Origin of the sequence: Mixta intestinalis (genome assembly GCF_009914055.1) — a bacterium.
In the GTDB taxonomy this organism is placed as follows: Bacteria; Pseudomonadota; Gammaproteobacteria; order Enterobacterales; family Enterobacteriaceae; genus Mixta; species Mixta intestinalis.
In genome coordinates, this window is the sequence record NZ_CP028271.1 from 879,413 (window position 1) to 891,606 (window position 12,194).

Sequence of the window (12,194 nt, forward strand, 5' to 3'; positions counted from 1 at the left end):
CACGCTGTTTTTGTGAGCTCAGTGGCGATAATGACAGCAAAAAAATCAGTGTTGCCTGTTTTTCATGCGAACGGTCGGGCTAACTATTTACAAGCGGCAAAGGGGTGTTTATAGTTCGCCTCATTGCGGAGGGGTGGCCGAGCGGCTTAAGGCAGCGGTCTTGAAAACCGCCGATGGGAAACCATCCGAGAGTTCGAATCTCTCCTCCTCCGCCACTAAATTTATAACGGGTCAGCAGCAATGCTGGCCCGTTTTCGTTTGGATAAAATAGTTCTGCTGCGGTTGTTTTAACCGGTGCGCTGCAAAAACAGGCAGTCAGATATTTTTTGTTTTAAAGGGCTTGCGTAAGCAGAATCAAGCCGTTAGACTTCGTCGCACAATATGACACAGCGGCAAACAGCGCGTTGATTGTCTTGCGGAGGGGTGGCCGAGTGGCTTAAGGCAGCGGTCTTGAAAACCGCCGATGGGAAACCATCCGAGAGTTCGAATCTCTCCTCCTCCGCCAAATTTTAAGAGCCAGCACAGCGTGCTGGCTTTTTTAATGTCTGCTTTTTAGGTCATGCCGTTCCTCCCGCTTTTATTCACTTCCTAGCACCCGGTGGTCAATTTCAATGGTTGCTGAGTGCAGCGTAAAACATCCTGTTGCTTTTCAGTTAGCTAACAGAACTAACTCGCAGTGTCGCGCGTCTGCTATAGTCCTGATACGATATGAAACCGCATCGCCGCCTCCGGGCGGAATGCAACATGATGTGTCATACCTGGTATTGGCTCTCACGCCCCTGGTCTGGAGTCAGCAAATCATCATCAGATCAAATGGAACGGTAACAATGATCAAAAAATTCTCCCTTTGCGCACTGTCGGTTATTGCGGCGTTACCCATAGGATTTTCCGCCCAGGCCGCTGATGGCGATCTGCAACTTCAGCAGGTGCTTATGCTGAGCCGCCATAATCTGCGAGCGCCGCTGGTGGATAATGGTAGCGTGCTGGCTCAGTCCACTAAAAAAGCATGGCCGCAGTGGGATGTACCGGGTGGCGAGCTGACGACCAAAGGCGGCGTACTGGAAATCTATATGGGACGTTATACGCGCGAATGGCTGGCACAACAGGGGTTGGTGAAAAAAGATGTTTGTCCTGCGCCTGATGAGGTGTTCGCCTATGCCAATAGCCTGCAACGTACCGTTGCCACGGCCCAGTACTTTGTGACCGGAGCGTTCCCCGGCTGCGACGTTGCTGTGACACATCAGAATGAAATGGGCAGTATGGACCCGGTATTTAATCCGGTAATAACTAACGACAGCGAAGACTTTAATAAAAAAGCGCTGGCGGCGTTAAATGCGCAGGGCGATAAGCTGAGCCTCAAGCCTGCTTTCCAGCAGCTTGAAAAGATTGTGGACTATAAAAATGCACCGGCCTGCAACGGTAAAAAACAGTGTACGCTGAGCAGCGAGAATCAAAATAAATTTAGTGCGGAAAACGGTAAGGAACCGAACGTTGCCGGGCCGCTGAAGGTGGGTAACTCGCTGGTGGATGCCTTTACGCTGCAATATTATCAGGGCTTCCCGCTGGAGCAGGTGGCCTGGGGCGAAATCAAGACATCAGAACAATGGCAGGAATTATCCGCAATTAAAAACGGCTATCAGGATGCGCTGTTTACCGCACCGGAGATTGCACGTGAGGTAGCGTCACCGCTGATCGATTATATTCGCAGTCAGCTGATCGATCAGGATCGGGCCTCAGCGCCGAAAGTTATGTTGCTGGTAGGTCATGATTCTAATGTTGCCTCGCTGTTGGCGGCGCTGGAAGTGAAACCTTATACGTTGCCGGGCCAGTATGAAAAAACGCCTATCGGCGGTCAGGTGGTATTTGAACGTTGGCATGATGCTAAAGCGAACAAGGACCTGGTAAAAGTTGAGTATGTGTATCAGACGGCAGAGCAGTTACGTGATGGTGAAGTGCTCAGCCTGAAGAACCCGCCGCAGCGCGTAACATTGCAGCTGAATGGCTGTCAGACGGATGCCGATGGTTTTTGCTCATGGGAACAGTTTAGCGGCGTGTTAAATGCTGCTCTGCAGGGAACGGCATTACAACCCGTACCAGCGGCAGTAAATGCACCAGAGACAACCACTGCGGATGCAGAAAAGGCAACGCAGGAAAAAGTAACTGCTGACGCGGCCGCCCAGCAGAAAGCTGAAGCGGATAAGGTGGCGCAGGAAAAAACGTCTGCTGCTAAAGCGGCCCAGGAAAAAGCGGTAGCGGAGAAGGCAGCCAGAGAAAAAGCGGCAGCTAAAGCCGCGCAGGAAAAAGCCGAGGCGGAAAAGGCAGCACAGGAAAAAGCAGCGGTTGACAACGCGGCAAAAGAGAAAGCCGCAGCAGATAAAGCTGCGCAGAAGCCGACCGTAGCCGCGCCAACGTCATCCGAAGAAAAAGCGCAACAAAAAGCGACTACCGAGACCGCGCCAGCGGCACAGTAAAGGGTATATAAGAAGGGAGCCAGAGGCTCCCTTTTTTGTGCAACGAACGCTGGCTTACGGTTTTGAAATGACGACCAGCTTTTGGTTAACAAACTCTTTGATCCCAAGATCGGAGAGTTCGCGCCCATAACCAGAACGTTTAATACCACCAAAGGGCAGCTCTGCTGCGGTATCACTTGCGGAGTTGATAAACACCATGCCGGTTTCAATACGTGATGCCAGACGTTTACCCCGCTCGATATCGCCAGTAAATACCGCACCGCCCAGCCCGTAGTGTGAATCGTTGGCTAAACGCACAACGTCATCATCATTATCTACCACATACACCTGCGCTACCGGCCCGAAAAATTCTTCAAAATAAGCGGGGTTATCGCGAGTAATCGTGGTCAAAATGGTAGGCTGATAGAAACAGCCGGGACCAGAAACTACTTCACCACCGTAATGCAAGGTTGCGCCATGTTTGATGGCGTTTTGCACCTGTTCTGTGAGAGTATCGCGCGCGCTGGCAGAAGATAGTGGGCCAAGCGTGGTGCTTTCATCCAGCGGATCGCCCAGCTTCATTGCTTTAAACGCGTCGGTGAATTTCGCCAGAAAACGATCGGCAACGCTGCGTTGTACGATAAAACGTTTCGCTGCGGTACAAACCTGCCCGGCATTACTGAGTCGGGCCTGCACACCCTGCTTAACAGCATCGTCCAGATCGCAATCATCAAGTATGACAAAAACGTCATTCCCGCCCAGTTCAAGCGTAGTCTTTTTCAGGTATTTACCCGCCTGCTGTGCTACGGCGCTACCGGCGCGTTCGGAACCGGTAAGTGCAGCACCTTGCACGCGATCGTCAGCAATCAGCTCAGCAACTTTATCGCTGGAGATAAACAGGTTGGTCCAGGCACCTTCTGGTGCGCCCGCCTCACGGACCAGCGCTTCAAATAAGCTGGCACAATGCGGGACGATCGCGGCATGTTTCGCCAGCACCGGGTTACCTGCCGCCAGGTTAGGTGCCAGAACGCGCATTAGCTGGTAATAGGGGAAATTCCATGGTTCCACGGCAACCAGTACGCCGAGCGGATGATATTCGATCCAGGCCTCACCCAAATCAGTAGGATAGGATACCGGCTGTAAAAAACGCTCGGCATTTTCTGCATAATAGCGCGCGATTTGGGCGCAAATCTGCACCTCGCCCTGGCTCTGTTTCAGCAGTTTACCCATTTCCTGGCTGGCAACTTTTGCCAGCTCATCAGCACGGCTGTCGATCAGATCTGCCAGCTTGTGCAGTACCTGAATACGCGGCTTGATATCACCTTTTGACCAGACGGAGTGGTAAAGCTGCCAGGCTTTTTCCAGTGCAGATTCAACATATTCATCACTATGTGAGGGCCAGGTTTTAATGACTTCGTTGGTTGCGGGATTAACGGATTGATAGGTTGACACAGAAGGCTCCTTTTCGCTGGCTGTAAAAGCAGGGCGGGAAGACCCCGCCCAACTCTGGCTAATCAGACATTCTTTCGTTCAACAACCGTATCATCCCAGGTCAGAACGTCGGCGTCGGTCTTATCAAAGGCACGAAACAGCACTTCGTCATTACCCTGCTGACGCCAGATCTCTTCAGCCAGCTTTTCGTCATAATTTGCTACTTCAAAAATTGCCTCAGCAATCTCAGGTGAGGTATGGCGCAGGCTTGCCCATTCGCCGACATGATGTGCTTTGGATTGTTGCGTTGCCATAGTGTTCTCCTGTGTTGGTTGAGACTATCCGTTCAGTTTTACCGCCAACCGGGCGACGTGCTGCCCCTGAAAGCGGGCGATATTCAGCTCTTCTGTAGAGGGCTGACGCGAGCCGTCTCCACCGGCATAGGTGGACGCGCCGTAAGGTGTCCCACCGCGTACCTGGCTGACATCAAACAGTTCTTTTGTGCCATAGCCAATAGGTACAATTACCATGCCGTGATGGGCCAGTGTCGTCCAGGTGGAGGTGATGGTCTGTTCTTGCCCGCCGCCGGTTCCGGTGGAGGTAAAAACGCTGGCGAGTTTGCCGTAGAGCGCGCCAGAGGCCCAAAGCCCACCGGTGCGGTCGAGGAAAGTGCGCATCTGACCGGACATATTGCCGAAACGGGTTGGGGTGCCGAAAATAATAGCGTCATACTGTGGAAGCTCATCTGGTGTCGCCTCCGGTGCGGCCTGGTCAGTTTTACCGCCTACCTGAGCGAAACGCCCGGCATCCATAGTTTCAGGTACGCGTTTGACCACAACTTCAGCACCTTCTACCTGTCCTGCGCCTTCCGCTACCGCTTGTGCCATAGTTTCAACGTGTCCATACATTGAGTAATAGAGCACCAGAATTTTCGCCATTATTCGACTCCCTGTTGCATAGTATTTGACAACTGTCCGACATATTAGTCGGCTCGCTTATTTCTTGGGGGTAGTAGGTTGTTTATCCCCTGACTCCGGGGCCTGGTTCGGATCGTCTTTGCTCTGCTGGGATTGTTGCTGGGTCATAACGTTCTCCTGTAGCAATGAAAGATAACAGCAATAATTGAGTATAGAAGAAGACAGCGACCTTGCCTGGACACGCTTTGGTGATTGACCTGCCACAACGGGAAAAGCACACTATCTCACTTAATTTTTCAGGATTTTCTGGATATGTCTGGTCGGTTATCACGTTACAAATGGCGGTTTACGTTGCCGGAAGGAATTCTTATCTTTATTACCATGGTCTGGGGGGGGGCACGTTTATGGTGGTCCACCATGCGATGACCATGAGCGGCCCTTTCTTTTTTGTCGGACTACGTTTTGCTACCGCGACAGGGGTGCTGCTGCTTTTTTCATGGCGATCGCTGAGGGGCTTTACACGTCTGGAGCTTACAGCGGGTTTCTGGATCGGTATTGCAATCAGCGGTGGCTACGGCTTGCAAACATGGGGCATGCAGACTATTTCCGGCAGCCAGTCAGCTTTTATCACCGCGCTATATGTTCCTCTGGTGCCGCTGTTGCAGTGGGCTTTTTTAGGGAAAAGACCAGGCTTAATGTCCTGGTGCGGTGTGGTGCTTGCTTTTAGCGGTTTAATGCTGGTGGCGGGACCAGAAAGTGGAGGGCTCGCTCTCAGCCCCGGTGAGCTGGCTACGCTGCTCAGCACGCTGGCTATTGCCGGGGAAATTATCTTGATCAGTGCGTGGGCCGGGAAGGTTGATATCCGACGAGTGACTATCGTTCAGCTGGCCGTCGCCTCGCTGTTTTCTTTTATGCTAATGATTCCTGATGGGGAGCAGATCCCAGCAATGTCTCCCTGGCTATGGGGGAGTGCAATGGGACTTGGCGTAGCCAGCGCGCTGATTCAGGTCACTATGAACTGGGCGCAGCGCAGTGTATCACCTACGCGCGCGACGGTAATTTACGCTGGCGAGCCGGTGTGGGCCGGTATCTTTGGACGCATCGCCGGTGAACGTTTGCCTGGTGCGGCGTTGCTCGGTGGTGCGCTGATTGTACTGGGCGTTATCGTCAGCGAATTAAAACTGAAAAAGCGGTTCAGGGTATCGTCTGTTGTACGCGAGGAGTAGAGCGCAACTTGCAACCGGGCAAACAGGAAGTGCGCGATAATCATGATCTCTGCGTAACGTTATGAACCTGCCGGGGGGAATCGCATAAACATCAGGCAGACGCGCAGGGGATTACCGTAGCACCAGCACTTCTTTGTTAAGATGTGCTGCGTACATTTTCAAAAAGGAATAACGTCAACGTGGTGAACCGGGCTCCAACACGACATTCGCGAGCGGCAGCAAAGCGCTCCGCCATTCTTGAAGCGGCGCTGGAATATTTTTCACAGTTCGGCATTCATGGTACTCGCCTGGATCAGGTTGCTGAGCGAGCCGGAATATCGAAAACGAACCTGCTTTACTATTTTCCTTCAAAAGAAGCGCTCTATATCGCAGTGCTGAAAGAGATCCTTGATGTCTGGCTGGCACCGCTGCGTGCACTGCGCGCAGATCAGGATCCGCTGGAAGCCATTCGTCACTATATCCAGCTTAAACTGGAGGTTTCGCGCGATCATCCTCAAGCCTCTCGGCTGTTCTGTCTGGAGATGTTGCAGGGCGCGCCGCTACTGAAAGCGGAGCTGGAAGGTGATTTAAAACAGCTGATTGATAATAAATCACGTGTGATTGAAAACTGGGTCGCACAAAAACGGTTGGCTCCAGTGGAACCGCAGCATCTGGTGTTTATGCTATGGGCAACGACTCAACATTATGCCGATTTTGCCGTGCAGGTTGAGGCGGTGAGTGGCTGTACCCTGAATGATGCGGCATTTTTCGCGCAAACGGTAGCTAACGTGCAGCATATGGTGATTGAAGGCATTCGTATGCGTTAAAAAAGCCAGAAACTTTACTTTCGCCAGAACGGAGGTGTTCTCGATCATGGCGATGCAATACGCAACATGATGCTGCACCGTACCGAAAGTTATGCGCTGATCTGGCTGACCTTATGTTCACTGCTGCTGGTCTGGCTTATCGCCGGTGTGCTGAAGCAAAAATATTAATGGTTGCGTTGGTGGTCAGCCTTCACGCCTGTCATCCGGGCGGCTGCCGTTAGCACAGACGTGGCAGCAGTTATGAGAGCGGCTATGAAAAAGGGCGAACAGATGTTCGCCCTTTAGGTTATCGAGCCGCGTTACGGCTGCGCATCCACCAGCCGAAGCCCAGCAGAATAAACCACAGTGGCGTAACCATCAGCGCATTACGCGTATCTTCCTGCAATGTCAGCAAAACAATCACAAACGCAAAGAAGGCCATGCAGACCCAGCACATCAGCTTGCCCAGAGGCATTTTAAAGCTGGAATTCTGGTGGCGCTGCGGATGCTTCTTGCGGTACGCCAGATAAGAGCAAAGAATGATTGTCCAGACAAACATAAACAGAATGGCTGATACCGTAGTGACCATGGTAAATACGGTCATTACGTTTGGAATCAGGTAGATTAATGCCACGCCTACCAGCAGACAGAAGCAGGAGAAGAACAGACCTGACGTTGGCACCGCACGGGTAGAAAGGCGTCCAAAGGTGCGATGTGCTACGCCCTGTTCTGACAAACCATAAAGCATACGGCTGGTAGAGAAAATACCGCTGTTGGCGGATGAAGCCGCCGAGGTCAGCACCACAAAGTTCACAATACTGGCTGCTGCAGGCAGGCCAATCATCATAAACATGGCGACAAAGGGACTACGGTCTGCTACTACACTATTCCACGGTGTCACGGCCATGATAACCATTAGCGCCAGCACGTAGAACATAATAACGCGCAGCGGAATGGCATTAATGGCACGTGGCAGCACTCTATGAGGATCGTGCGTCTCTGCCGCCGCCGTACCGACCAGTTCAATACCGACAAAGGCGAAAACGGCAATCTGGAAACCGGCAAAGAACCCGCTCAGGCCTTTCGGGAACATGCCGCCGTAGCTCCAGATATTGGATAGCGCAGCGCTGCCGCCACCGGGAGAGGGATAATGCAGCGCAACCAGCACAACGCCGGTAATGATTAAGGCGACAATTGCCACGATTTTGATAATGGCGAACCAGAATTCCATTTCCCCAAACAGCTTCACCGTCAGGATATTCAGCGCCAGAAACACCACTACACAAAGCAGGGCACTCATCCAGATCGAGAAATCCGGAAACCAGAGCTGAAAGTAGGAGCTGATGGCGACAATATCGGCGATACCGGTAACCACCCAGCAAAACCAGTAGGTCCAGCCGGTAAAATAGCCGGCCCAGGGGCCCAGCAAGTCAGCAGCGAAATCGCTGAAGGATTTGTATTCAAGGTTGGAAAGCAGTAACTCTCCCATCGCCCGCATAACGAAAAACAGCATAAAACCGATGATCATATAAACGAAAATGATCGAAGGGCCCGCGAGGCTGATGGTTTTGCCGGATCCCATAAACAAGCCGGTACCGATGGCACCGCCAATGGCAATCAGCTGTATATGGCGATTATGAAGGCTCCGTCGGAGCTTATCCGGGCTTTCTGCGCTTTGCAGCGTATCTTTAGTGTGATCTACCATGAGGTGGTTCCTGTCTGTGATGTTGTGCGGCTCTGCTGGCCGATATTTTTTATTCTTACGCGAAGGTAAGTTGGCATAAGATAGTGTAATAAGCGGATTAACAGCTAATGATTTTTGCCAATCCTACAGGATATCGTACCTGTGGCTGGCATCATTTATTTACATTTGTTTCAATTGTGCAACTTTTGTGCAGCATCAAAACAAAAAAGCTCAAAAGTGACCGTTTTTCTGTTGCTTGACGGGTCTGCAACTACACTTTCTGTATTATCTCAGCGGCATATCACAGGAGGGCCGGGTGAAGGGCATCGCGGCATTCTTGCTACTGATAGTGGCTGCGCTGGCAGCTTTTCCCTGGCTGCAAAAAAATTTGCCGTCTCACTGGAATCCTTTCACGCCGCTCAACGTCACCGATCCGCCTGGCCCGATCACGCAATATAAACTACAGCGGTTAAAAAGCGATCCTGCTGCCTGTCTGGCAGTACTGACGCAGGCGAAAAAGGCGGAACTGATTAGCTTTACCCAACCGCCTGCGGTAACCGGTGCCTGTCCGCTTCCTGCACCAATCCGTATTCAACAGTTAGCAGGGGTCAAACTGAGCAGCAGTTTTCTTGCCAGTTGCCCGCTGGCGATAAGCAGCACGATGTTTGTTATTCAGGCGAAAAAAAGCGCGCTTGCCAGCCCATTACATTCATCACTGGTTCAAATCGATCATGTAGGAAGCTATGCCTGCCGTAATATCTATCACCGTGCCACCGGACGTTTAAGTGAACATGCAACGGCCAATGCGTGGGATGTGACGGCTTTTCGCCTGGCGAATGGTACGCGTCTTAGCGTGGGAAAAGAGTGGAAGGGAACAGGAGAGAAGCCTGCGCTGTTACGGCAGTGGTTCAATGATGGCTGCGCCTGGTTTGGTAATGCGCTGGGGCCGGACTATAACACGGCGCATGCCGCCCACTTCCATCTTGGTATGCAAGGCTATCGGTTATGTCGTTAACCCAATGCGATGGCATGACCTGAAGCGCTTAATTATTCACCAATACAGACAGACCTTTATAACCTTTTCGGTAACGTTAAATATCAATATTGCCGCGTGTTATTTATAGTTTAAATTATAATAACCAATTGATTCTCTTATTAACAATAAAGTTAATTGTTAATTTTGCAGGCAAATCTAACACAAAAATTCGCAATATCTATTAGTTTCAGTGATGTTTTTTCTGGCGGTTGCGCGATTAAATTGTTTACCAGGGAAGATGATTAGCGATATGTAGATTAGCCCCTATTATACAGGGCAAAAAATTATTCTGCTAAGAGTGCAATAACGTTGAATAATTTTAAGAAAAATCTTATTATTTGACTGATTTGCTATAGCAGAAGGAACCATGGGTTTTAACGAACATAACATGACGAAATTACAAGGGGTTGATCAACGTAGGCATTAGGCAATACGATTACATTTGCTTAACGGTTTAGAAATGCAGCAAAGGGTTATCAACCACACCAGAAACAATATAATTAAAATAATTTTTCGTCAGCATTTAATTTTTTGTTACTTCGGTGGCAGTTTGACTTAATCCACGGCGCGAGCGGGCAGCGCGCACCGGCGAGGCTTTGATGACGTTCGATGATTACTTTGCCTGGCGCAGAGAGGTCGAGGCGCAGTTTCTTTTGCTAAATAATTCTGAAGAGTTAACAGATGCACTGCAACAGTGGGTTGAAGCACTGGGACTGGATCACTTTGCTTTATTTATCCGTCATCCGGTACCTTTTACCCGTCCCAGAACCTTTCTTTTTACTACCTACCCGCACTGCTGGTTAAAGCGGTACGATAATGAAAACTATTATGCTGTCGATCCTGTTTTGCGTAACGCACCGCCGTCAGGAAAATTTATCGCCTGGCAGGATACTGTTTCGGAAAACGACGAAATATTCTGGCGCGAGGCAAAAGAGTATGGATTGTCTTCAGGTTTTTCCTGTTCGTTGATGGCATCTAATCGTGCAACGGGTATATTATCAGTAGCGTCTAAAAAAGCAGTAAATATGTTGAAGTTGTTGCCTGAACAACAGTTGGGTCTACAGTATCTTTTGGATCTGGCGTTGCAAACGTTGCTGCGCCTGGATGATATTTCGATGCGGATCTTAGATATAACGCTAAGTTCGCGTGAACTGGAAATTTTAAAATGGACGGCGGAAGGGAAAACGGCAGCCGAGATTTCGTTGATACTTTCCATCTCGCCCTATACGGTAAATTTTCACCAAAAAAATCTGCAAAAGCGGTTTAACGCACCCAACAAAACGCAGGTAGCCAGCTATGCGGCCGCGATGGGGTTACTGTAAAGGGGTTTGCAACTACTAAATTTAGTAGTTTCATAAGGTTAACCAGTTGTCTACCCTTCGGCCGGGGTATCAGCTGGCAAAACGCCGTGTGCATACGGCTCAAACGAGGGAGTGCGACAGGGGAACATGATGAAGATTATCCAAACCCAGCTAAAGGATATGCCATCCTCGTTATTGGCTGAATTGGGCAGTTACCGTTACAGCGTATTTGCTCGTGGCGAAGGCTGGTCGATTCCTTCCCGACTCAGTACGCCGGGGCAGGAGTACGATCGATTTGACCGCTCCGATGTTACCTGGCTTATTGCATGGCATGTGCGTTTCGGTATCTGTGGCTGCGCCCGTTTGATGCAGTGGCAGGAACCTGGCAACATTGAAGGTATCAGCGTACCTTTTGATCGCAAAGAAGTGGTATGGGAAATGTCTCGTTTTTCTGCCCGACTGGATGTGGATCGCGATTTGCCGTTAACCATTCTCTGGCATGCGGTTCAACTGGCAGAATTATCAGGCATTGAGTTTCTGGTCAGTGCGGCGACGCCCATGCTGGAACAGATGTTCGAGCAGCATAAAGTAGAATTTGAACCTTTAACGCCGGGTCTCATTCAGTCAGAAGACAATCTGTTTGCGGTAAAAATCCCGGTTAAGCAGCAGGAACTGGCGGAAAAATACCGTGGCGCACGCCGTTTTAGCCCGGAAGAAGTGTTGCCTTCGCTGGGCGTCTCTATCAACTGGCAGTCGCACGGACGTTAAGCCTGGGGCCAGCGCCCGATATAGTGGGCGCTGGCCTGTGTAAGGGGGAAACGCCTTGTAACGAAGGGTTTATACGGGCAGCGTGTCAGAACTCTTGTCGCCTGGGGAATAAATTAACCCGCTTGCCGTAGTTAGCGGCGATAAGCCGTTTTAATCTGTCCGATAGTCTGACTGAACGCTTCCGCCTGCTGAGGGTCATCCAGTTGTGTGATTATCCGCTCCATATTGAGGATCACTTTTCCTGCATCCGCTTGCCCCATACTTTTTAACATCATGGTGACCAGCGCTTTCAGGCAGGCTACTTCATTTGCCAGGTTTTTAGTTTCTTCTGAGGTAGTAAAGTCGTTCTGGCCCATAGTTTCTCCTTGATAATACTGTACAAATATTAGAGTTACTGCTCAAAATTCAATCCTGATAAAGTATAACATAAATTATGAGACCGCTTTCTCGCTTCGTTTCGAACGTTGTGGAATAAATCACCACATGAACTGAAGAAGCCAATTAAATAGGCAAACTATTTTTTGTACTAAAAAACGGCGACAGAATAATTAATAATTGGGAAAAGTGCTGCTGTTGTTTATTATTGTAACCTGTTG

The 12,194-nt window shown here is 50.3% G+C and carries 10 protein-coding genes, 2 tRNA genes and 2 pseudogenes; 9 read left to right on the forward strand and 5 right to left on the reverse strand.

The window, feature by feature from the left end; translation table 11 throughout:
- The first annotated feature begins 127 nt into the window (after positions 1-127).
- From C7M51_RS04050 to agp, 3 genes are all read left to right on the forward strand, one after another.
- Positions 128-215 (forward strand) — tRNA-Ser (locus C7M51_RS04050).
- Between the two features lie 202 nt (positions 216-417).
- Positions 418-505: transfer RNA gene (locus C7M51_RS04055), tRNA-Ser, on the forward strand.
- 322 nt (positions 506-827) lie between these two features.
- Positions 828-2,471 (forward strand): bifunctional glucose-1-phosphatase/inositol phosphatase, encoded by a 1,644-nt coding sequence (gene agp / locus C7M51_RS04060; protein WP_160620620.1) that lies wholly within the window; start codon positions 828-830, stop codon positions 2,469-2,471.
- A 54-nt stretch (positions 2,472-2,525) separates the two neighbouring features.
- Here agp and C7M51_RS04065 read toward each other — a convergent pair whose 3' ends face one another.
- The 3 genes from C7M51_RS04065 to wrbA form a co-directional block, all read right to left on the reverse strand.
- Complete coding sequence (locus C7M51_RS04065; RefSeq protein WP_160620621.1) at positions 2,526-3,902, reverse strand: NAD-dependent succinate-semialdehyde dehydrogenase; 1,377 nt, start codon at positions 3,900-3,902, stop codon at positions 2,526-2,528.
- Positions 3,903-3,964: 62 nt separating this feature from the next.
- Positions 3,965-4,195, reverse strand: a complete 231-nt coding sequence (locus C7M51_RS04070; RefSeq protein WP_103058002.1) for a YccJ family protein — start codon at positions 4,193-4,195, stop codon at positions 3,965-3,967.
- A gap of 24 nt (positions 4,196-4,219) precedes the next feature.
- Positions 4,220-4,819 (reverse strand): NAD(P)H:quinone oxidoreductase, encoded by a 600-nt coding sequence (wrbA, locus tag C7M51_RS04075; RefSeq protein WP_160620622.1) that lies wholly within the window; start codon positions 4,817-4,819, stop codon positions 4,220-4,222.
- 291 nt (positions 4,820-5,110) lie between these two features.
- On the opposite strand from wrbA, the pseudogene C7M51_RS04080 reads away from it, so the two are divergent.
- From C7M51_RS04080 to C7M51_RS04090, 3 genes and pseudogenes are all read left to right on the forward strand, one after another.
- Positions 5,111-6,024, forward strand: a pseudogene (locus tag C7M51_RS04080) (DMT family transporter).
- Positions 6,025-6,203: 179 nt separating this feature from the next.
- Entirely contained in the window at positions 6,204-6,830 is a 627-nt protein-coding gene (gene rutR, locus C7M51_RS04085; protein ID WP_160620623.1) for an HTH-type transcriptional regulator RutR, read from the forward strand.
- A gap of 39 nt (positions 6,831-6,869) precedes the next feature.
- A pseudogene (locus C7M51_RS04090) lies at positions 6,870-6,995 on the forward strand (metal-dependent hydrolase); the annotation flags it as partial.
- A gap of 121 nt (positions 6,996-7,116) precedes the next feature.
- On the opposite strand, the gene cycA reads toward C7M51_RS04090, so the two are convergent.
- Complete coding sequence (cycA, locus tag C7M51_RS04095; RefSeq protein WP_160620624.1) at positions 7,117-8,514, reverse strand: D-serine/D-alanine/glycine transporter; 1,398 nt, start codon at positions 8,512-8,514, stop codon at positions 7,117-7,119.
- A gap of 295 nt (positions 8,515-8,809) precedes the next feature.
- Here cycA and C7M51_RS04100 point away from each other — a divergent pair, with 295 nt between their 5' ends.
- From C7M51_RS04100 to C7M51_RS04110, 3 genes are all read left to right on the forward strand, one after another.
- Positions 8,810-9,508: an extensin-like domain-containing protein gene (locus tag C7M51_RS04100; protein ID WP_160620625.1), complete on the forward strand. Its 699-nt coding sequence runs from the start codon at positions 8,810-8,812 to the stop codon at positions 9,506-9,508.
- A 620-nt stretch (positions 9,509-10,128) separates the two neighbouring features.
- The gene (locus tag C7M51_RS04105) at positions 10,129-10,851 is read left to right on the forward strand and encodes an autoinducer binding domain-containing protein (protein WP_160620626.1); all 723 of its coding nucleotides are present in this window, start codon (positions 10,129-10,131) and stop codon (positions 10,849-10,851) included.
- Between the two features lie 129 nt (positions 10,852-10,980).
- Entirely contained in the window at positions 10,981-11,598 is a 618-nt protein-coding gene (locus C7M51_RS04110; RefSeq protein WP_160623555.1) for an acyl-homoserine-lactone synthase, read from the forward strand.
- A 131-nt stretch (positions 11,599-11,729) separates the two neighbouring features.
- Here C7M51_RS04110 and C7M51_RS04115 read toward each other — a convergent pair whose 3' ends face one another.
- A complete protein-coding gene (locus C7M51_RS04115) occupies positions 11,730-11,954 on the reverse strand; it encodes a DUF2594 family protein (protein WP_160620627.1) in 225 nt (74 codons plus the stop codon).
- Positions 11,955-12,194: the final 240 nt, after the last annotated feature.